This is a genomic window from Bacteroidia bacterium, assembly GCA_041391665.1.
GTDB lineage: Bacteria > Bacteroidota > Bacteroidia > J057 > J057 > JAGQVA01.
This window is the reverse complement of the sequence record JAWKNO010000002.1, coordinates 1,069,963-1,092,867: the sequence shown is the minus strand read 5'-3', so window position 1 is coordinate 1,092,867 and position 22,905 is coordinate 1,069,963. Positions and strand designations below refer to the sequence as shown.

General features: G+C 44.3%; 17 protein-coding genes. 15 read left to right on the top strand and 2 right to left on the bottom strand.

Features of this window, described 5'->3' with window-relative positions; genetic code table 11:
- Window positions 1-2: 2 nt before the first annotated feature.
- Window positions 3-1,961, bottom strand: a complete 1,959-nt coding sequence (locus tag R3D00_16175; protein ID MEZ4774723.1) for a DUF1592 domain-containing protein — start codon at window positions 1,959-1,961, stop codon at window positions 3-5.
- A 194-nt stretch (window positions 1,962-2,155) separates the two neighbouring features.
- Here R3D00_16175 and R3D00_16170 point away from each other — a divergent pair, with 194 nt between their 5' ends.
- The 6 genes from R3D00_16170 to R3D00_16145 all read left to right on the top strand — a co-directional run bounded on the left by R3D00_16170 (window position 2,156) and on the right by R3D00_16145 (window position 9,869).
- Entirely contained in the window at window positions 2,156-3,592 is a 1,437-nt protein-coding gene (locus R3D00_16170) for a pyridoxal-dependent decarboxylase (protein ID MEZ4774722.1), read from the top strand.
- 128 nt (window positions 3,593-3,720) lie between these two features.
- Window positions 3,721-4,605: a sugar phosphate isomerase/epimerase gene (locus tag R3D00_16165; protein ID MEZ4774721.1), complete on the top strand. Its 885-nt coding sequence runs from the start codon at window positions 3,721-3,723 to the stop codon at window positions 4,603-4,605.
- The gene (locus R3D00_16160) at window positions 4,605-5,765 is read left to right on the top strand and encodes a mandelate racemase/muconate lactonizing enzyme family protein (GenBank protein ID MEZ4774720.1); all 1,161 of its coding nucleotides are present in this window, start codon (window positions 4,605-4,607) and stop codon (window positions 5,763-5,765) included. The genes R3D00_16165 and R3D00_16160 overlap by 1 nt, the downstream gene beginning before the upstream one ends.
- A 12-nt stretch (window positions 5,766-5,777) precedes the next feature.
- The gene (locus tag R3D00_16155; protein ID MEZ4774719.1) at window positions 5,778-6,266 is read left to right on the top strand and encodes a VOC family protein; all 489 of its coding nucleotides are present in this window, start codon (window positions 5,778-5,780) and stop codon (window positions 6,264-6,266) included.
- Window positions 6,266-7,213: a hydroxyacid dehydrogenase gene (locus tag R3D00_16150; GenBank protein ID MEZ4774718.1), complete on the top strand. Its 948-nt coding sequence runs from the start codon at window positions 6,266-6,268 to the stop codon at window positions 7,211-7,213. Before R3D00_16155 ends, R3D00_16150 begins: the two co-directional genes overlap by 1 nt.
- A gap of 19 nt (window positions 7,214-7,232) precedes the next feature.
- Window positions 7,233-9,869 (top strand): c-type cytochrome, encoded by a 2,637-nt coding sequence (locus tag R3D00_16145; GenBank protein MEZ4774717.1) that lies wholly within the window; start codon window positions 7,233-7,235, stop codon window positions 9,867-9,869.
- Between the two features lie 62 nt (window positions 9,870-9,931).
- Here the strand turns inward: R3D00_16145 and R3D00_16140 are convergent, their stop codons facing one another.
- Window positions 9,932-11,335, bottom strand: coding sequence for an exopolysaccharide biosynthesis polyprenyl glycosylphosphotransferase (locus R3D00_16140; protein MEZ4774716.1), 1,404 nt, complete (start codon window positions 11,333-11,335; stop codon window positions 9,932-9,934).
- A gap of 553 nt (window positions 11,336-11,888) precedes the next feature.
- Between R3D00_16140 and R3D00_16135 the strand changes: the two genes are divergently transcribed.
- The 9 genes from R3D00_16135 to R3D00_16095 all read left to right on the top strand — a co-directional run bounded on the left by R3D00_16135 (window position 11,889) and on the right by R3D00_16095 (window position 22,881).
- Window positions 11,889-12,728: a polysaccharide biosynthesis/export family protein gene (locus R3D00_16135; protein ID MEZ4774715.1), complete on the top strand. Its 840-nt coding sequence runs from the start codon at window positions 11,889-11,891 to the stop codon at window positions 12,726-12,728.
- 175 nt (window positions 12,729-12,903) lie between these two features.
- Complete coding sequence (locus R3D00_16130) at window positions 12,904-15,207, top strand: polysaccharide biosynthesis tyrosine autokinase (GenBank protein MEZ4774714.1); 2,304 nt, start codon at window positions 12,904-12,906, stop codon at window positions 15,205-15,207.
- Window positions 15,208-15,210: 3 nt separating this feature from the next.
- Window positions 15,211-16,173 (top strand): GDP-mannose 4,6-dehydratase, encoded by a 963-nt coding sequence (locus R3D00_16125; GenBank protein MEZ4774713.1) that lies wholly within the window; start codon window positions 15,211-15,213, stop codon window positions 16,171-16,173.
- Between the two features lie 67 nt (window positions 16,174-16,240).
- A complete protein-coding gene (locus R3D00_16120; protein MEZ4774712.1) occupies window positions 16,241-17,740 on the top strand; it encodes a polysaccharide biosynthesis C-terminal domain-containing protein in 1,500 nt (499 codons plus the stop codon).
- 30 nt (window positions 17,741-17,770) lie between these two features.
- Complete coding sequence (locus R3D00_16115; protein MEZ4774711.1) at window positions 17,771-18,577, top strand: sulfotransferase domain-containing protein; 807 nt, start codon at window positions 17,771-17,773, stop codon at window positions 18,575-18,577.
- Between the two features lie 9 nt (window positions 18,578-18,586).
- A complete protein-coding gene (locus tag R3D00_16110) occupies window positions 18,587-19,543 on the top strand; it encodes a sulfotransferase domain-containing protein (GenBank protein ID MEZ4774710.1) in 957 nt (318 codons plus the stop codon).
- 17 nt (window positions 19,544-19,560) lie between these two features.
- Entirely contained in the window at window positions 19,561-20,661 is a 1,101-nt protein-coding gene (locus R3D00_16105; GenBank protein MEZ4774709.1) for a glycosyltransferase family 4 protein, read from the top strand.
- Window position 20,662: 1 nt separating this feature from the next.
- Complete coding sequence (locus tag R3D00_16100; GenBank protein MEZ4774708.1) at window positions 20,663-21,475, top strand: sulfotransferase; 813 nt, start codon at window positions 20,663-20,665, stop codon at window positions 21,473-21,475.
- On the top strand, window positions 21,472-22,881 hold the full coding sequence (locus R3D00_16095; GenBank protein MEZ4774707.1) for a hypothetical protein: 1,410 nt from the start codon (window positions 21,472-21,474) through the stop codon (window positions 22,879-22,881). Before R3D00_16100 ends, R3D00_16095 begins: the two co-directional genes overlap by 4 nt.
- Window positions 22,882-22,905: the final 24 nt, after the last annotated feature.

Sequence of the window (22,905 nt, the reverse complement as noted above, 5' to 3'; positions counted from 1 at the left end):
GTTTAGTACTCTTTTTCAATGGGGTCTGAAATTTTGTATCGGAAAGGAAAGCTTAAAACCAGTTCACGTATAAAAGCGGTTGTATTAAAATCCGTTTCCAGTAAAGTTTCCCTGAGATGATCGATCGTACGTTTGTCTTTAAACTGTATCGACCGGCCCAGCGAAAATGAGATCATCTTTTCGGAAAGGTTTTTGGCAAAAAGTGCTTTATCCTTCAGCAGAATTTGTTTGAGCTCGACGGGGCCTTCGAATTTTTCTCCGGTTTTTAGAACACCTGTGGCATCCAGTGCGCCGGTTTCATAGCTGTCCCGCCACCTTCCGATGGGGTCGTAGTTTTCCATGCCGAAACCCAAAGGATCCATTTCCTGATGGCAGGAGCTACATGCAGGGTCCGAGGCATGTAAAGTCATGAGCTGTCTGACGGTAAGCTCGTTGCCTGCTTTTTTTGCGGCTTCCAGCTCCGGTACATTGGGTGGTGGTGGTTTGGCCGGCGTGCCGAGTATCTGTTCCAAAATCCATTTACCCCGAAGCACCGGGCTGGTGCGATGAGGGAGGGAGGTAGTGGTAAGTACGGCTGCCATACCAGTCAGACCGCCTCTTTCGCGATTGTGAAGCACCACCTTCCGCATTTCGTCGCCTTTTACCCCCTCTATGCAGTAATGTTCCGCCAGCCTTTCATTCAAAAAAGTATAGTCGCTGTCTAGCAGGTCCAGGAAATTTTCACTTTCAGTCAGCACATAGTGGAAATACATAGCCACCTCCTGGTTCATCACCTTCTTAAGTACCGGGTCAAACTCCGGAAACATTTCCGGGTCCATGCTAAAGGAAGGATCTTCCATCCGGCTGGTTTCCAGCCATTGGGTCGAGAAACTCTCGGCCATACGGAAAGATTTGGGGTCGCGGAGCATCCGTAACACCTGGCCTGTCAATACTTCCGGATCGTGTAAATCCTGACGGTAAGCCGCTTCCAGGAGGATTTCGTCGGGCAGACTTGACCAGAGAAAATAGGAAAGGCGGGTAGCCAGTTCAAAATTGGTAACGGCATAAGGCCCTTTCATCAAGGGGTCAGTTTCGGTGCGGAGAAGAAATTGATGGGAGATTAAAATCAACTTCATGGTCTCTTTTACCGCAGTTTCATAGGGCGACTCCTTTGCCGTACTATAGACTTCCTCGAAAAATCCAATCAACCTGTCTTCTTCTGCCGAGGTAAGAAACCGCCTGAAAGCACGGGTGGCAAAGGGAACAATTGCTTTTCGGCCAGCTGTGGCAATAACTTCATCGCTCAGATCTCTTCCGGTCCAGAGTTTTACCCACCACGATTTCAGGGCATATCCCACCGGCTTTTGAAAGGCAGGAACCCACTGGTTCCACTTTTCATTGTCCCGGCTAAATGTCTCAATAGCAAGTTCGGCGGCATCATAATATTTTTCCATCAGGAGGGTATTGATGAATAAAGTCCCTCCCTGGTTATCAAATCCGCCGCCGCCGGAAGGATCGGTAGGAAAAATCGAATCTACTGGCAATTTCACCCCCAGCAAGTCATATATTGAATACTTATACTCCCGGTTGCTCAGACGACGAGGCGGAATCAGACCCGGATCGGCGTCATTTAGCGCATCTTCCAGATAGCGGTTGATATAAGTGATGAGGGTATCTTTTTCAGCTTGCTCCAGACGCGGTTTGTGTTTGGGCGGCATTTGACCGGTTTCGACTTCCTCCATCAACTTAATAAACATGTTGCCATTTCTGACAACCTGGTGCACCCAGACATAATCCTCAAAGTTGATCCCGGCTTTTTTATCCAGGGCATTGTGGCAGCTTTGGCAATGTTTGACAAGGATAGGTTTGACGACCCTTCGAAAACGACGGTCCTCGTCTGTATCTGCCTGCAGAATACCTGCGGCGACAATTATCAGCACAGCAAACGCACAGAAATGTTTTAGCAACGATTGAGGGAGCATGGGCTTGTAGGTATTACCTGTAGTTTACAAATTCAATTTACTGATTTTCTGCGAATTAAACCCTTTGCGCAAACCATTTCATCAACCATTTTTTATCTGCCTATTCAAAATTCAGGATAAAGGCCCGTCAACAAGGCTCACAGGCAAACAAACAGTGAAATTTTGTATAATTACATCTCCAAAAATACATCTTGATGCAGATACCCCTTCTTGATTTTTCCAGTGAGGAGCGCAACGAACTGATGCACACACTGATTCAGAGACTGGAAAGTTATTATGCCCATACCAAAAGCCTGGCGGTTGCTCCTGTACTTGATCGGGAAACGATCATCCAGGCTGCAAGGAAGTTTGATTTTAATCACCCGGTCAACCCTCGGGAAGCACTTCTGGATATCATTGGTTCGCTGGAAAAATTTACTGTACATACCTCCCACCCCGCTTATTTCGGGCTATTCAACCCCAGATCCAATTTTGCGGGTATCATGGCTGATCTCATTTCTGCGGCTTTTAATATACAATTGGCGGCATGGAGTCATGCACCTTTTGCTGCTGAAGCTGAGAATTATCTGATCCAGGTGTTTGGCGAGAAATTTGGCTATGCCCCCGGAAGTATTGACGGGGTTTTTGCTACAGGAGGTGCGGAAGCCAACCAAACTGCTGTTCTTTGCGCACTCAACCATCACTTCCCTGAATTTGCGTCAGCAGGACTGAGGGGTATGGCCCGGCAACCTATGATATACTGTTCGGCAGAAGCGCATCATTCTATAGTAAAAGCTGCACGTACTTCCGGACTTGGATCCGGGGCAGTAAGAAGTATTCCTGTGGCCGGGGATCTCCGAATGGATCTGCAAATATTGGAAAACGCCATCATCGAGGATATCCGGAACGGAAAAATACCTTTTATGGTGACCGGGACCGCGGGAACCACAGGCCCAGGGGCCATCGATGATTTACCCGCCATTTCAGCCATTTGCAAAAAATATAATCTTTGGTTCCATGTCGATGCAGCCTATGGAGGTGCGGTTGTGGTGCATCCTGTTTTCAAAAAATGGCTGAAGGGTATCGAAGAAAGTCAGTCGGTTACCTTTGACATTCACAAATGGCTTTCGGTACCCATGGCTTGCAGCATGTTTATTACCAGTCAAAAAGATATCTTATCACAGACTTTTTCCATTTCTACCGGATATATGCCCCGGGATGCAAACAGGCTTCCGGTAACAGACCCTTTTACGCATTCCATTCAATGGTCAAGAAGATTTATTGGGTTTAAACTGTATCTGTCAATGGTTATGTTTGGCTGGGAAGGTTATGCCCAAACCATAGAACATCAGATCCACATGGGCAACTATCTCAGACAACAGTTGTTGGACTCCGGATGGGTAATAAAAAATCATTCTATGCTGCCTATTGTCTGCTTTGCCGACATGGCGCGTGAAGAAGAAGAGGGCTTTGTTTCCCGGGTTTGTGAATTTGTGGTAAAGTCGGGCAAAGCGTGGATTTCCGTTTTTCCGGTCAAAGGTCGTTCCTGCCTTCGCGCATGTATTACCAATTACGGTACAACGGAAACTGAAATCCGGGAGTTGATCCAGTTGCTACATGAGGCCAGAGCAGAAGTCGGCAAAGGGTATTAAACCAACGCGAACGGGGGGATTTTTTTTAAGAAAATTTTACTCAATCGTTTGTCCTTTCTGTAAGTTCATGTTATTTGTGAAAAAGGAGTAAGTTTCATCATAAAAAAGATATTCAACTAACAACTACTATGCAGCTATCTATTCATAACTGGATGCGGGCCGAATCACTGGAAACCACCCTGCGAAGAATTTCCTCCCTGGGATATCACAGCATAGAAATCTCCGGAGAACCGGATCGGTACGACACAAAGGAAGTTCGCCAGCTTCTGAAAAAATATAACCTTACCTGCTGGGGGTCAGTAACGCTGATGCTGGAACAGCGAAACCTTGTAGCCAAAGATCCCGCCCAACGCCAGATGTCGGTTCAATATGTGAAAGATATTGTCACGATGGTAAAAGAACTCGATGGGTATATGGTATCTGTTGTTCCGGGTACGGTAGGAAAAATCGTTCCTGACGGTCGTCCGGAAGAGGAATGGCAGTGGGCGGTGGAAGGAATGCAGGAGATCTGCCATTTTGCAGATTCGGCAGGCGTAAGGATCGGTATTGAGCCCATCAATCGCTTTGAAACTTACTTTATCAACCGCGGAGATCAGGCACTGGCACTGGCTGAGGCTGCCGGTTCCAGTTGCGGGGTATGTCTCGATATTTTCCACATGAATCTGGAGGAAAGTGACCCCTATGCCATGATAAAAAGAGCCGCCAGCCGGCTGGTTGGATTTCATGTAGCCGACAACAACCGCTTTGCTCCCGGTATGGGAACCCTCGACTGGCCCAGGATTGTAAGCACCCTTAAATCCGTCGGATATGATGGCGCACTCTCCGTGGAGTTTTCGCCGCCAGTAGATCGCACACCAGCCAATCCCCACAAAGACTCGATTGATACAAATCCCGAAGGCCTCAGCCCCGAACACAAAAAATTCCTTGAGGACCACGGAAGTTCTATACTTAGTGAAGAATTTTATACCATGCTTACCCGCAAATCCATCGAAACCCTTTCACCCCTGATTTGATGAAGATCGCAGATGTATCGGCGTATTGGCTGAGGTGCCCTATTCCGAAAGAAAAACAGCACACCTCCGACTATGGACTATTGACGGATTTTGATATGACATTAGTCGTAGTCACTACTGACACTGGTTTACAGGGGTTTGGAGAATCGAAAGCTGCCGTAGGCTCTTCGGGAGTATGCGCCTCTATTGTCACATGTGTGGAGCAGGAGCTTCGCCCGATCCTCATCGGAGAAGATGCCCGCAATATATCGATGTTGTGGGAAAAAATGTACAATGGCACGAGAGATCATTACGCGCTGTCGAGAGGCCGGGGGTTTCCGATATTAGGGCGCAGAGGCCTTACGGTATCAGCCATGAGTGGAATCGATATGGCGCTTTGGGATATCAAAGGCAAGGCACTGGGAGTATCCGTCGCCGAGTTGCTGGGTGGGCTCTGTCGTGAATCCATGCAGGCTTATGCCAGTGGAGGCTGGGCAGATGTCGAAAATATAGGCAGCCAGTTGAAAGGATATCTGGACAAAGGGTTTGATGCTGTGAAAATGCGTGTAGGGGTGATGGATCAGACCGTAGCGACCAGCGTAGCCAGAGTCAAGGCAGCCCGGGAAGCCGTAGGGCCGAATGTAAAAATCATGGCAGATGCCCATGGTACCTATAGTGTACCGGAAGCCAAACGGTTTTGCCGCGAGTTGGAAGATTATGACCTGTACTGGTTTGAAGAGCCTATCAGCCCCGACAACCGGCAGGGTACAGCAGAAGTCCGGTCTTCGACGGCCATTCCGATCGCTGCCGGTGAAAGTGAATACACCCGGTTTGATATACGGGATATGATAGAACAGCGGGCAATGGATGTCGTGCAGCCGGATGCAGCCATTATTGGTGGCATTACGGAGGCCATGCGGGTGGCTACCTTAGCCCAAACTTATCAGCTGGAACTTGCCCCGCATTGCTGGGGTTCAGCCTTCTCCTTTATGGCAGGCATCAATGTGGCCTTTGCCAGTCCGGCGGCGACAATTATTGAATTTTCCTCCGGAGGAAATCCGATGATGTACGACCTGGTCAATGAAAAAATTGCGGCTGTAAACGGACGGATAGAAGCACCTCGTACACCGGGACTGGGTGTCACGCCCAACTGGGATTTTGTCAATGAATTTAAGCAGTAAATACTGATTACTATGGCTACTAAAGCAATTCGCATCAATCACGTTACCCTGATTGTCGACAACCTCGAAAAAGCAGGGAAATTTTACGAAGAAGAACTGGGGCTGGAAGTTTTACCGGCATTTAAGTTTGACTACCCCGCCATGTTTTTCCGTATCAATGCAGAACAACAACTGCATATTTCCGAATGGGAAGACAAAGTTTCTTTCCGCGGTCATATATGTATGCAAGTCGATGATTTTAATGCGGCTTTCTATCGGTTTAAGGAACTGGGTATCATTGATGTAACGCCCTGGGGGCATGTACGCCAACTGCCTGATGGTGCCATGCAGATGTTCCTCCGCGATCCCTCTGGCAATCTGGTTGAAATATCTTCCGCTCCGGGAAGTACCATTGATCCTGCAATATTTAAGGATGAATTGTACCGGGAAGGCGTATATGTTTCCAACCGAAACGATGCCCGTGGGCCACAAAGTGAAGATGCGACACTATACCATAACTAATGGAGCAACCTCGCGTCCTGCTACTGGAAACCATTCACGATGAGGCCTATCAATACCTGTCCGGACAATGTGTGATTGTACCGGGTTATGAAGAGGCATCTGTGTCTGGCGATTTCCATGCGATCATCACTCGTGGGAAAGGTAAAGTCACGGCTGACCTCATGGATCAAAACAAATCCCTGCGGGTAGTTGCCCGTTGTGGTGTCGGGCTGGACAATGTGGATGTTGCTGCGGCTACTTCAAGGCAAATACCGGTAATCAACGCACCCGGTATCAATACTCAGACAGTAGTCGAACATACGATCTCCCTCATGCTGATGCTGGTGCGAAATATGTACAACAGTGTGACCGCCGTCAAGCAGGATCAGTGGCAATTCCGAAATTCCCTCGTGTCTGATGAATTGTCCGGCAAGACGCTCGGCATTGCCGGTATGGGTAATATTGGCAAAAAGGTAGCAAAAGTAGCGCAAGCGCTGGGCATGAATATTTGCTATTACGACCCATGGGCTGCGGTTGATGAATTTCAGAAAGTAGAACTGCACGAATTGCTCCAAACCTCAGATGTCGTTTCTATTCACTTGCCGCTTACCGGACAAACCCGAGGAATGATCGGAAAAACAGAACTGGCGAAAATGAAGCCATCATCTTTTCTTATCAATACTTCACGTGGAGAAATCATTGACCATCAGGCACTTGAGCAGGCCATTCGTTCGGCCCATCTGGCCGGATTTGCAGCAGATGTATTACCCGAAGAACCTCCTGAAACCGGTTATTCCCTCCTTTCTCATCCGGGCGTGCTGGTAACCCCGCATTCTGCCAGCCTCACAGCTTCAACTTATCGGCAGATGTGCCTGATTACCGTACAGAATGTCGTCAGCCTGCTTTCGGGTACCCCTTTCGACCCTCAATGTATTTTTAACCGCAGAGATATTCTGCCTTTCCAATAACAACTAACTCTCCTGAATCATGCGCTTGTTCTACCAATTAATAATTCCCGCTATTGCTGCATGTATGCTGCTTATAGCCGGGTGCAACACCCCCACAACCACGACTAATCCCGATCAGGGTATTCTGGATGCTTCTATGGACGGCATTGCCAGTCAGGTTCATCTACCTAAAGGCTTTAAAATCGAGCACCTGTACAGTCCCTCTGAACACGATCAGGGCTCCTGGGTATGTATGGCCAACGACGGCCAAGGCAATCTGATTACTTCTGATCAGTATGGCTATCTTTACAAAGTTGCCCTTCCAAAAACTGGAGAGACAGGTATTACCGTAACAAAACTTCCTCTCGAAGTCGGACATGCGCAAGGTATGCTTTGGGCATTTAACAGCCTCTATGTGATGGTCAACAGCGACAAAGGTATAGAAGGCAGGGGGAGTGGTTTATACCGGGTTACGGACTCAGATCAGGATGGCGAGTTAGACAAAATACAGCTTTTAAAAGAATTAAATGGCGCAGGTGAGCACGGTCCCCACGCACTCAGGCTGGCTCCTGACGGAAAAACCATTTTTGCACTGGCAGGTAATCATACCGACGTGCCCGAGGGTTTCACCTCCATTCAGCCTGCTGTATGGAAGGAAGACCGTGTTTTTCCGGCAATCAAGGACCCCCGTGGGCATGCAGCTTCCAGAGAAGCACCCGGTGGATGGGTAGCGATGACTGACTCCGCAGGTTCTTATTGGGAAATATTCAGCTCTGGCTACCGGAACCCATTCGATATGGGATTTGATGCGAGAGGAGAATTGTTCATTTTCGATTCTGATATGGAGTGGGATCTGGGAATGCCCTGGTACCGCCCGATCAGAGTATGTCATGCAACAAGCGGCAGTGAATTTGGGTGGCGCAATGGCACGGGAAAATGGCCTGAATACTATCCAGACAATCTTCCGCCTGTCGTAAATATCGGACAAGGTTCGCCCACAGGGGTAATCATGGGAAGAGACGCCGCTTTCCCCGCCAAATATCAACAGGGGCTTTTTGCTTTTGACTGGAGTTTTGGCACTATGTATTTTATTTCATGGGATATGGCAGGTGGGAGTTATAGCGGCCGAAAAGAAGAATTTGTATCCGGAGTTCCTATGCCGCTTACTGACGGGGTCATTGGTCCTGATGGTGCCATGTATTTTGCCACGGGCGGGCGAAGAACTGATTCGCACATATTCCGTGTTTCCTATATTGGGGAGGAATCGACAGAACCTATTGCGCACGATGTTTCAATGTCTGACGCATTTTCCCTTCGCCGGGAATTAGAAAGCCATCACCAGGATCCAAAACCAGCGGACCTTGAGCTGGCATGGAAAAACCTCGGCCATGAAGATCGGTTTGTACGATATGCCGCCAGAATTTTGCTGGAACAGTTTCCGCCTGCCCAGTGGAAAGATAAACTCCAGAAAGAAACACAACCTCAGGTCATCATTGAGGCTTCGTTATCCGCAGCGAGACTTGCCCCTTCCGACTGGAAGGAATCTGTTTTGGGATTATTGGGCAAAACCAAATACAGCGATTTGCCGGAACCCATGCAGCAGTCCTATATACGGGCTGTGGGACTGGCTATCAGCAGATGGGGAAATCCGGAAGAGACGAACAAACAGTCTTTGCTCGCATCCCTTTCATCCGCTTTTCCGGCAGAAGACCCACTGATTTCCCGCGAAATTCTGCCTTTACTGATCAGATTAGGAGATGAGTCTGTGGTGAAAAAAGCGGTGGAATATCTATACGAAACCGCCGTCTCTACTCCGGAAAAAACCTCACTTATCAGCCAGGAGATTACCACCCGCAGCGAACAATACGGCCCGCAGATTGCCGATATGCTTAAAAATATGCCTTCCTCTCAGTCAATATCTGTCGTTCAGAGCCTGAGTTATGCGGAGACAGGCTGGACAAGTCAACTTCGGGAAAAGTACTTCCTTTGGTTTCAGGATGCTTTAAAAAAATCTGGTGGCGTAAATTACCGGGGATTTCTCGATGCCATCAGACAAAATGCATTAGACAGAGTGCCTGCATCAGAAGCCGAGTTGATTGCCAAGGTAACCGGAAGTATTGCCGCAGATCAGTCGCAGGTTTTGGCCAATTTGCCACAGCCGGAAGGACCAGGCAAAAACTGGAATATCGGAGAAGTAGGACACTTTACAGGTCAGGCAGAAGATTCGCCCAAAGACTTTGCAAGAGGGGCAAAAATGTATGAGGCAGCTCTTTGCGCCTCGTGTCACATGATCCGGGGAAAAGGAAACAATATTGGCCCGGATCTCACACAGGCCGGAACCCGGTTTTCCAGAGGAAATATTCTGGAAGCCATTATGATGCCCAGCGATGTGATTTCCGATCAGTATGCCATGACCGTTTTTACTTTAAAAAATGGCACTACCGTTACGGGAAGAATATTGGATGAAAACAAAAATACTGTAGAAATCAACTCCAACCCTTATGCTCCTCAGCAAAAACAGTCCATTGCCACGTCGGATATCGCCGCAAGAGAACTTTCACGCGTCTCTATCATGCCAGCAGGTCTGATCAACCGGTTGAACAGTGGCGAGATCATTGACCTGATTGCTTACATTCAGGCAGGCGGAGACCCCGATCACGAGATATATAAAAAGTAATAAACACAGGAAGCGCCCTCTCACGAAGGCGCTTCCCATTTAATAGTAAAGAAATTTATTAATCAGAATGCATTCTGACGAGTCTTTTTGCTGAATACTGTCAGGAAAATGATTTTTATATCTGTGAGCAAACTCCAGTGATGGATGTACCAGAGGTCATGATTTACACGCTCGCGTTTTTGTAGCTCCGTTTCAGTTGGGCCTCTCCAGCCATTAACCTGTGCCCAACCTGTCAGACCAGGTTTTACATAATGGCGAACCATATACTCATTTACTACTTCACGGAAATCATCATTCAGATTGAGGCGGTGTGGCCGGGGACCAACTACACTCATATCCCCCTTCAAAACATTAAAAAACTGAGGCAGCTCATCCAGATCAAATTTCCGAAGGTATTTACCAATCTTTGTGATACGCGGATCGTTGATCACTGTCGAACGGGTACCTGCAACGGCATCATCACTGTCAGTCATAGTCCGAAACTTGTAGCAAACAAATGTTCCTCCTGCCTGTCCTTTTCTTAGTGGCTTATAAAATACAGGGCCTTTTGATCCCATTTTGATCAAAATTGCAATTACCAGAAATACCGGAGAGAGGAAAGTCAGTACAGCCAGGGCAAACAGAATATCAAACCCCTTTTTGAGCATAAAATTGTGGAAGTGATCCAGCGGGATTTGCTTGAGCTGATATACCGGCATACTTCCGATACTATAAGCCTTATAGTTGTGTTCAAACTCCGGCGGAAATTCAGGAACCAGGTTTACCCGTATGCCGCGATTGTCAGCGATATGAATGGCCGTCTGAATTTCTTCTTTCTTCTCAAATGGAAGCGCAATCACAATTTCGTCGACCGGTTTGGTATCCAGAACCCGGGATAAGTCATTCATTCTACCGAGCAGATTGATCCCGTTGGAGCCAGGATAATCATCATCAAGAAAGCCGACAACATCATATCCCAGATGTTTGTTTTGAGTAACAAAATCCAGCACCTCTTTTCCTTTTTCACCCGCGCCCAAAACCAGCATCTTTGCACCAAAATTATAGTACTTTTTACTTTGGCTGAAGGACTTTTGCACCAGTTCGATGGTTACCAGATTCAGTACATAAAATAATGCAATCGTCTGGATCGCCATTTCAATAAAAGAAATATTAATTCCTGAAAGGAAAATGGCCGTTACAGAAAGCCCGATCAGAATAAAGCAGCCTACCCCAAGAATCCGTGCCCGTGTAGAAAGTCGCGTTTTAAAGTATACATCTTGCGCACTGTTTATAAAAACAGTCAGTATCCAGGAAGAGAGATACACAAAATTTAACAGCAAAGCCGTCTTTTTAAACACAACCGGATCAAGACCGTAGGTTACACCATTTTTGATAGACCAGAATAGAATCAACAGGTTAGCGATACAGAGAATCAACAGTTCAAGGAAGATATATCCGAAGATTATTCTTTGCTTTTTTACTTTCATGGCTGATTATATGTGGGGGAATATTTCGTATTAAGTGGTACCATAGTGATGTGATATTGGCTCGAATTTTAGAATAAAAATGTTTTGGTTTCAGAAGGATGTTTGGTTTAGCGTATTTAAGGTAAATATAGCTCCTTTATGGCCTCAAACCTTACAATCAGAATGAGTAGAACAATTTAGATTCTGAAAGGTAAGTTTTGCCAGATGAAGTGATTTCCTAAAAGCAAAAGGTACAAGAATCAGGCCGAAATGATCAATTTCGCTAACTGGGTACAAAAATTATTTTTGGGCTTATAATATTCTTATAAGACAATTTCCAAAAAAGTATTACCCGGGAAATGAAAGAATTTGGTTTGAAAAAAATTTATTTATAAAGACAGATAAAAAACAGTTTGGCGTTGCTTTTGATAGATTCACGCAGAATAGGTCTACCGATAAAGGCATCAGGTAAGCCGTCCGTTCGCAATTTGTAACCGGTTGCAGTGCAACACACGCAAAATTTCCAGAAATTGACATACCTTCAAACCCGAATTCGACAAATACATATTTTATTATGAACCGGAACAGTCTGTTAATTTTCTTTGTAGTCTTAACAGTAACAACCCTTTCCTCCTGTATCAACTTTAAAAATCTCGTTTTTCTACAGGAACAGGAATCTGAAGAAGGGGTTGCACTTGACTCACTAAGACCTTATTTTAGTAAGTACCTGAGCGAAAACTACCGTGTCAGGCCTTTTGACCAACTCTATATAAAGGCAAGTAACTATGAAAATTCGACCATCAACTTCTTTAACTCTGCGGGTGATGGAGGTAGCAACTCCGGTGGCGGCGGTGGTGGTGGCGGCGGTGGAAATACAAATGCAACATTCTTATACCTAAGCAGCTATATTGTAGATAATTACGGCAATATTAATCTCCCGCTTATTGGAGATGTAAGTGTAATCGGAAAGACCACAGAAGAAATACAAGATACGCTCAATGTGCATTTACGAACTTATCTGGACTATGCTTCGACCAGCGTAAAGCTGGCAAACTTCAGAATTACAATGTTGGGGGAAATCAGACGGCCCGGGCAAATATATATTTTCAATACCCGCACCCCGCTTCTTGAGGCATTAGGAATGGCAGGTGATATTACAGAATATGCTAATATCAGGAGAGTTAAAATTATAAGAGAAGAAGGAAATGCGGCACATACGGTCTATATCGACCTGGCTGACGCAAATTTAATCTCGTCAGAATACTATTTTGTCAGACCTAACGATATCATTTACATAGAACCCGTCAAAGCAAAAGCTTTTAATCTAAACTCACGGCCTATCAGTGTCGGCCTTTCTGCCGCATCTGTATTATTGGTTATCGTAAATATTGTGCTAAACTCAATCAAGAAGTAAAAAATTGAAAACGACGCCATCTCCTTACCCTTCTAATAATAACCTGGATATCCAGGCCCTGCTTAACGCTTTATTAAAGCGTTGGTATTATTTTGCCATATGCATTCCATTATTCCTTCTGCTTGGTATTATTGCCATCCAGACTACAGCCCCTACTTACAAAGTCAAAGCAAGTATGTTAATTGATTTTGGTAAAGAGGACGAAGTATTGGGAAGCAACCAGTTCATGGAAAGCGGAATCCAGCTTTTTGGCAACAACCAGAATCTCATCAATGAGATTGCCGTAATCAAATCCTTTAATCTCGTTAGAGAACCCCTGAGATATCTGGGCTTTCAAGTTTCCTATTTTGAGAAAGGTGGTTTCAGCGACAAAGAGCTTTACAAAAAGTCCCCGTTTTCAGTAATCGCCAATGAAACACAGCAGCAAATCATCGATATACCCATCACATTCAAAGCCATTTCTGACCAACTTTATGAAATTGAAATAGAGACAGAGGACTACAAAATGCTGTTGCCAGACGGAAGTGTGCAAAAATTTGAAGGAAAAGAGCTAAAAATTAAACAGGCATGCCAATACGGTAAAGAATGTGCTACTGAATATTTTTCATTCTTAATTGTAAAGGGCGACAATTTTAACTCGGTAGAGTCGCTTAAGGATCGGGAAATCTATTTTATGCTTCACGACCTTGAAAAACTGACAACCAAATATATCAACGGACTTACTATTGCAGCTATTGACGAGGAGAGTACGGTCATCGAACTTTCCACTGAAGGTACAGTTATTCAAAAGGAAGAGGATTTTCTCAATACCCTTTGCAAAACCTATATTCAGGCTAAGCTGGACGAAAAAAATCAGTTTGCTATGGGGACCATTGACTTTATCGACTCTCAACTCGACATCGTAACCGACTCCCTTAAAGGCGCAGAGGATCAGATGACCAATATTCGCCAAAGTCAACAAACCCTGGATCTTAACCTTACTGCATCTAATGCTGTATCTAAAATGCAGACACTTGAGGCAGATAAGTCCAATCTGAGTGTCCGCAGTAATTATTATAAAGATCTTCTGAAAGGTCTGGAAGTTGAGGAGGGTATCCAGACGATTGTCGCTCCTTCCCAACTGGGGATCACGGATCCGGTTCTCAACGATTTGGTGATGGAGTTGAAGCGATTGAATAATGAAAAAATTGCGCGCTCTTTAGGAGGTGCGAACTCTGCTAATATTGAGCTAAAAATCCTTAATGAGCAGATTGCCAATAATATGAATACCCTTCGGGAGAATGTTAAAAGTATTATTAAATCCACAGAATATACCCTTACTGAAGTCAATCGCCGCATCGCCGAAGCGCAGGCTGTTGTGAGTCGGCTACCCAGAGATGAGCGCAACCTTATCAAAGTAAGAAGAAAATTTACCTTCAATGAGACGCTCTATAACTATCTGCTTCAGCGCAGGACAGAAGCGGGAATTGCCCAGGCAGCCAATACTTCCGACAGCAAAATACTCGACGAGGCACGAATGGCGGGCACGGGTCCTGTTTCCCCTAATATTCCTTTTATTCTTGTGGGCTGTATTATTTTGGGTATTCTGATACCTACGTTGTTGTTAAGCACACAGAGCATTTTGAATACCACTATTTCAGAGCAATCTCAACTGGAGAATAAACTATTCACGCCCATTGTTGGCAATATCCGCCAGGGGATCGCAAATAGCAAAAAACTAGACCTTGATAATCCTGCAAATGCTGCAGTAGTAGAATCATTCAGGTATCTGAAAGTCAATCTGCAGTATCTCGCGCCCGACCGATCCCGCAAAGTCATTTCTTTCACCTCGACTGTACCGAATGAGGGCAAAACCTTTTGCGCTATCAACCTGGCCTATGTACTGGCAATGGCCGGATCAAAGACAATTATCCTGGGAATCGATATGCGCAAACCCATGCTTGCCATCAACCTGGGGATTCCAGATAACCGAGGTATGAGTGACTATCTGACAGAACAAGCGGGACTAGAAGCAGTGATTCAATCAACCGGAATTCCCAACCTCGATGCGATAACCAGCGGGCCAGTTCCCCCCAACCCTGGCGAACTGCTTGGACTCGATCATTTCCGGGAATTACTCGATAAGCTTCGGGGCATGTATGATTATATTATTCTGGATACACCGCCAACAGGCCTTGTTGCAGATTTTCTGGCCATCGCTCCGCACTCAGACGTCAATCTTTATGTTGTACGTATGGGCTTCTCCAAATGGGAATTCCTGAAGGAGGTTGAAAATGCCAGCACCAATAAAGCTTTGAAAAACCTTTATGTAGTGGTCAATGGAGTACAGAAAGGCCCCGGTAATAAGAAATACGGATATTACTCCTCATATTATCGTCCAATGGACGGTAAATCAAAAAATAAAAACACCAAGCCCGGATCCGACAATGGTAATACCATGATTGACAAATTAAAAACATTGATCACAGCTAAATCTTAAATTGTGTCTGAAATAAAAAATCAACCACACGCACTTGTTACGGGCGGTGCAGGGTTCATCGGAAGTCATTTGGTTGACCTTCTCCTTGGTAAAGACTGGGAAGTAACGGTTCTTGACAATTTTGATCCCTTCTATGACCCTATTCTGAAAAGGGAAAATATTTCCCAGCACCTGTCATCCCCCTCCTACACCTTGATTGAGGGCGATATACGGGATCAGGAATTAATTGACCAATTAGGTGAATTTGACGTCATTGTACACCTTGCTGCCAAAGCAGGCGTAAGACCATCCATTCTCAATCCTACTGAATATCAGGATGTCAATGTGAAAGGAACCCAAAACATGCTGGAATTTGCCAGGAAAAGGCAAATCAAACAGTTTGTATTTGCTTCTTCCAGCAGTGTCTATGGTATAAGCCCAAATGTCCCGTGGCGGGAAGCCGATGCGGTTTTGCAACCGATCAGTCCTTATGCCTCCACAAAAGTAAGCGGAGAACTATTGGGCCATGTATATAGTCATCTTTACGGTATCCGCTTTGTGGGCCTCCGGTTTTTCACGGTCTTTGGTCCCCGCCAACGCCCGGATCTGGCGATTCATAAATTTGCGGAGAAAATGATCCATAAACAGCCTATTCCGGTATTTGGAGACGGCTCCACACGAAGAGACTATACATTTGTCGGTGATATTGTACAGGGAATTGAGAAGGCTATGCATTTTGAGGATAACAACTATCAGATTTTCAATTTAGCCAATGGAAACCCCGTATATCTTACCGATATGATTCATTTTCTGGAAGAAGAGCTCAATGTCAAGGCAATCATTGACAGGCAGCCCGAACAACCCGGAGATGTACCACAAACCGTAGCAGATATCCATCTGGCAGAAAAACTCCTTGGATATAAACCAGAAACGAGTTTCAAAGAAGGCGTCAAAAAATTTAGTGAATGGAAAAAATGCCATCAGTAGACAACATTTTCATCACAACCATTTTTTATATTTTCTCTAACAGATTTATTGGCTAAAATCCTTCATTGTGAGTGTAAAAAGAAAAGTTAAAGAATCTCTCCCCTACTCAATCGCTATTTCAGTATTCAATTTATTTATTTCCCTTTTTGGGATGGTTTATCTTGTCCGTTATCTGGACGAGGTTGAATATGGTGCAATGGGATTGTTTACGGGCTTGCCATTTATGTTGAATATTGCAATCTCAATGGGCTGGGATTCCTATATTACCCGGTTTATTCCTGGCCTTGTAGATAAAAAAGAGATAGGCACAAAATTCTGGCAAATCCTCGTCCCCAATATGTCTCTGGCAGCGGGCATTTGCCTGCTCTTGGTAATAGGATACGACTGGTGGGCACCCAGCTTTCAGATTGGTCAGTACAAACTGCATTTTATTGCCTTTCAGGGGTCACTTTTATCGACTTTTGGATTTGTATACGTCCAGAAAATGCTAAATGCACGCTTCATGCAGAAGCATATGTTGTATTCTCGGATTGCCTATCAGGCGTTACGATTGGGATCGATTATATGGGGTATCCAGACCAAGCAAAGCTTCCTCTATTTTATGTATGCATTCTCTATTGTGGATACGGTATACTTCCTCATTGGGATCTCCTTTGTGGTATTCAACTCCGATTGGCCGCGGTTTCGGGAAATATTCCGCACACCTGTAGAATTGCCTGATGAGAAAAGTTATCGCAGAGTCAGTTATATCAATAAAATCGGTACTTCTTTTTTAGGAACGGATATCGACAGGTACATTCTGGGATATTTTTCCAATCCCACCCAGGTAGCTATCTATGTACTGGCGACAAAGGTGCTTACCAAACTAATGGACTTTTATCCGGAGAAAATGTTTAAACCAGTTTCAGAGCCAGCATTTTTTAGTAACTACGACAACAGCGAAAAGAAAGAAAAGGAAGTAAATCGCATGTTTCGTTTTATGTTTAATGCCAACAATATCATAGGTTTTCTTTTCCTAGCGATTCTGCTTCCTTTAGGCAAGGACTTTTTGATTCTGGTATTTAAGAAAGACTATACAGCAGATGCCTATTTCCCCCTGATCGTCTTTCTGATCTTCCTGGTATTTTATTCTATGCCTCTGGGGTTGGTTGCGCAGGCCATTAAAAAACCTATGATTCTGGTTTACTCAAAATTGACGATTATTTTCAACATTGCCACCGGGATCCCACTGGCATATAAATATGGAGCGACAGGTATGGCTCTCTCAACTGCGGCGAGCGTTTTTTTAAAGAACCTCATGGTTTATTATATGACACGGCGCCATATCGAAGTAAAAATCCCCTGGCATTCTGCTGCGAAATCCACGATTAATACACTGGTTACTGCAGGAATCATCTATGCAGTCAAGCTATTTTTACCTTTAAACCTGTACATTCTGGCCATTCTGGCTACGATCGTGTATTTTGTTACAATGAAATTCAATCCAATTTTTACGAACAATCAGCGCACAATTTTCTTTGATCTCGTTCCTAAAAAAATGAAACGGGTCATGCACATTATTTTTTGATAACCAATTTTTAGTCATTATATCGCTGTTATGCTTCCAAATTTCCTAATCATCGGTGCTCCCAGAGCCGGAACCACTTGGATTCAGAAAAACCTGATTCAACATCCTGATATCTATATGCCATCAAAGAAAGAAATTCATTTCTTTGACCGGTTTTATGAAGAGGGAATCGGGTACTATGAAAACTATTTTGAAGGGGTTTCCGGTCAGACAGCGATCGGTGAAGCGACACCTGCCTATCTCCATCGCGAAAATGTCCCCCAGCGTATTTACGATCATTTGGGTCCGATCCGGATGATCGTTACCCTACGCAATCCTGTAGATCGACTCTATTCAAGATACTGGAATTCAAGGGGTAAATTTATCGAAAACAAGGGGCTTTCGTTTGAAGAAAAGGTCATGGCCAAGCCTGAGTTTATTGAAGAAGGTTTTTATGCTGCACATCTCAGTCGATATTATGAAATCTTTCCCAGGGAGAATATTCTGGTGATGTTTTTTGACGATATCAAAAAAGACAGTGATGGATTTCTTAAGCAAATATTTGAATTTATTGGGGTTGATCCTGATTTTGACTCCTCTATTTCTGATAAGCGGGTGAATACCTCTGACTCGAAAAAGCTCCTTGTCAAAAGTAAACCGATTTATTATTTATCTAAAGCTTCCCGCAAACTATCATTGACTAACCTGGCGACGAAACTAGAGGATATCAACCGTGCGACTTTACCTCCTATGACCTCAAAAACGCGTATGTGGCTGATAGACAACTACTATCGGGACAAAAACGAAAGCCTCGGAAATCTTCTTGGAAAGGATTTGTCTTCATGGAACAAAGTCTGAAAAAAACATATGGAACTGGTCAAACAATTCATCAAACATCGCTCAACTTTTCATACTCCCGGACAGGAAAAAAATGTTTTCCTGTTCTCTACCCCAAGGAGTGGCAGTACCTGGCTGACGGAAATCATTGCGGCTCAACCCGGCTTCAAAATGGTTAAGGAGCCATTTAATCTCAGAAACCCTGTAGTAGCTGAACATCTCGGCCTGAATTCATGGGAAGATATGTTTAGCATCACAAGCCGGGATAAAATTTATCAATACGTACAATCTTTTCTGAAAGGCAAAGACAATGATCTTCGCTGGAAAAGACCTGCACCATTTTCTGATCTCTGGCACCTTCGCACTGATAGGATTATTTTTAAGATTCTGTTTTCAGGCGAAGATTTTATCGGATGGTTTCAGGAAAAGTTTGACGGGCAAATTGTTTATCTGTTGCGACACCCAATACCAGTATCTTTTTCCAGAAGTAAAAGCCCCAGACTAGCTTCTTTCCTTCAATCTGATTTTCGCAATAACCTTAGCGATGAGGAGTACGGCTATGGCATGAATATTTTAAATAATGGCAACGATTATGAAAAAGCGGTACTTGACTGGACGCTTCAAAATCTTATGCCACTACGTCAGATGAGGAATGACTGGCTGTTTATTTCATACGAACAGCTGGTTCTGGAGCCGGAAAAAATGGTGTCTCATATGGTGTCAAAGCTGGGCTTTAAAGATCCTGATCAAATGTTGTCTCGAATAAACAAGGCTTCTGCATCATCACATAAATCGGCAAAAGAGTCACAAGATGTGCTACTTGATCCAGAACAAATAAAAAATAGCCGCCGCTGGTTGGTCGAAAAATGGAAATCCAAAATTAGTCCGGAGAATGAAAAAAGAACATTCGAGATTCTGGAAGCTTTTGGCGTAGACCACTACCAGTATGGAGACTTTGAAATGAACACAAAATACCAGATTCACTAACCAGAAATTCAGGTAGATTGAATAGAAAAATTTGTTTTGTCCTCCCTCACTTCCATCTGGAATATACCGGGGGCGCTGAGACCCAATGTTATTACCTCGCTCAGGAACTGGTCTCCCGTAATTGGGAAGTCCACTATATCCGTGAGTCTGGCAATAATCATCCGGAAGTCATGGAAGGAATCGTCGTTCATCCTATCCCAAAGAGAAAAAGCTATTTGAAATGGATGAATTTTCTTGCCATACGTCGCCAGATGAATTTCATCAAAGCTGACTACTGGTATACCCGTGCCAATATTTCTTACCTGTTCTGGCTGAATCTTTTTACCAGAAGTGCCGGGGGCAAAGTCATCTGGGCTTTTTCACGTGACTCCCAGCTAACTGCCGGAGGTGAAATGGAAAGACATGCCTCGCCTTTTATTCAGGCTTTTCATAAGATAAATGAATGGCTGTTTTTTCGCACCCTGCCTCGCATCGACCTGATCCTGGCACAAACCAAATACCAGGAAAGCCTATTGAAAAAAAATCTTGGCCTTTCAGGAAAACAAATTTATAACGCCCACCCGGTACCAAAAGAAAAAACGGAGGTGTCCCGCAAAGATAAAATTCTCTGGATTGGGCGAATACAAGATTTTAAACATCCGGAGCGATTTGTTGCGCTGACAGAATCCATGAAGGGTCAGGGACTCGAATTCGGTATGATTGGCGGCCTTGGAAAAGATCCATTAAGCAAACAGATACAGGAAGCAGCAAATGCAAATCCTGAAATCAGGCTATATGGTAAAGTTTCTCCTGAAGAAGTCCATGAAAAATTAAATGAGGCAAAGTTTTTGGTGAATACCAGTGACTATGAAGGGTTTTCCAATACTTTCATCGAAGCCTGGCAGCGAGGTGTTCCCGTTATTTCATTCCATGTCGACCCCGACAATATGATAACGGACCAGGACCTGGGGATTGTTAGCAAAGATTTTGATGAAATAAAAAGATGGATAGCCAGAATGCTTGCTGATGACAAACAGTGGGAAGCCATATCTCAGCATTGTAAGTCATTCGCCAAAGCAAATTTTGAAATAGGTGCAGCCGTTGATAATTTGGAGATGGCGCTGAAATCAACACATTAATATGAATATAGCCTACATACTTGGCCTGGGGCACAGCGGATCAACTTTCCTGCAACTGGTTCTCTCCACGCATCCCGATGTAGTTGGGATGGGTGAAATCGACAAATTATTGAAAGAGCTGGAGGCAGGAGTAGCAGAAAAAGACATCCCCCTGTGTTCCTGCGGAGAAAGTATGGCTGACTGCGAGGTTTGGGGAGAATTGAGGCACCAGATCAAAGGTTTGGACAAGCAGGAAGCACTAAAGAAAATCATGGTTCATTTTGAGGCAAAATTCCCAGCAACAACCATGGTTGACGCATCCAAATCGCTGGGATTTTTAAAAGATTATTATCGACCGGACAATCATCCCGGTCACAAAATAAAAGTAATCCTTGTTATCAGAGATATCCGAAGCTGGCTCACTTCGGTAAAAAAGACCAATCTTCGCAAAGGCCGGAAACATTACGGTGCAGTATATGAAGGGTATCGATGGCTAAACGCAAACCTCCGGAACTTAAGATTTCTGAAAAAAAATAATTTTGAGTATAAGGTCGTGGTTTATGAAGATCTTGTATTCCGGCATGAAAGTGTAAAGGCAGATTTATTCCGGTTTCTGGAGCTATCCCCCGCGCCGGAAGAAGCGTTTCCTTCAAGATCTCACGACATTTATGGGAATCGGATGAAAAATGATCCCTCTAAACAAGGGAAAATTGTATATGACCACGCATGGATGAAAAATGGATACCAGCCATTGGTTTCTATGCTTCTTTCACCCCAGTATGTATATAATAAGCAGTTTTACGCGATTAGTACCGGAACAACTCAGGGAAAATGATTGAAATATTTTTTGCAATAAGCGGAGCACTCGTGGTGATTTTCCTGGGTTTGATAATCCTAAGGAGTAAAAAAACCATATTCTGGATTTCTTATATCCTGTGTTTTACCCCACTGGGATATCTCTCTCGATTTTTCAATGTAAAAGGTCCTTTTAACCTCAACTGGTTTGCCTTTTTTGCGCTCGTGGCGTTGGCATTCGGTACAGCGTTATTCCGAATCAACAAAACCTACTATCCCAGGGGTCCGGTACTGATATATTTGGGTATTGCGCTTATATCCGTTATGTCCATGCTGTTGAACTATATCACACCCTTTTCTGTGATTTTTCCGCAGAGGGGATACCTGATGATGTTTGCATATTTTGCCCTGTTCCGCACCATTTATGAATACTACGACAAAGAAGATATCTTTAGCTTTATTGTGATTACAGGAATCTTATCCGGCTTTTATGCAATTTTCCAACGAATGGTTTTTGTAACTATTCTAAAAATAGGATCGCCGGACATGGTAACGGGTTTTTTCCCTGCAGATGGAGGATTCAACTATTTTCAACTGATTTGTATTATCATTCTGGTAGTATATTGGTTTCAGGAAAAGCCAATGAAGAATCTGCCCGTATCAGTTCCCACCGCTTTGTTACTGATTGTGGGTTCTTTTGCATTTGCCAATGATAAGGTAGTTTTCATTTTCCTCCTAATTATTATTGGGGCCATCATCACGCAAACAGGTATTGAGGTGATCAGAAAACACCTGCCCAAACTATTTGCTGGATTTATTTTTCTTACTATAGTGGGAATAGTGTTTTCTGACTATCAGGATGAAGCATATAGTTCTGACGGAGGTGCGACAACTGCCGAGAAAATGATGGACATTGAGTTTTATAAAGCCTATATATTTGGAGACGAATCAGACGAAGGAAAATTCGCGAAAGGCGGGCAGCTAAAAAGAGGTGCAGCTGTGGTGGTTGCCTTTGAACAAATACAAAAAAGCCCTTTCCATGTTTTATTTGGCAGAGGCCCTGGATCTACTTCACAAAATTCCGTTCGGGGCGCAGAGGGAGAACTGGAGAAGCTGTTTCCCGGATGGGAGATTGGTCGCACAGCCTTATCCTGGTATATTGCTGAAACCGGTATACTGGGCATGATCTTTCAAATCCTTTTTATCATCTCCATCGGTTTCTGGAAGGCGCCAAATGCTACAGAAGAAGAATCTCATTTTCGAATCATCAGGAAGACTTACGCCTTATTTTCCTGTATGTATATCACTTTTGACAACCTGTATTTTCTTCCGGTCATGGGTCTGCTTGTCGTAGTAATGACCTATCCGATTCCTGTACGAAAAGTTAAAGATTCAGGCGAAAATGAAACAGAAACGCCCGAAACAGAACTCAAGACTATTTTATAATAATTTTCACCAACTGTAACACTT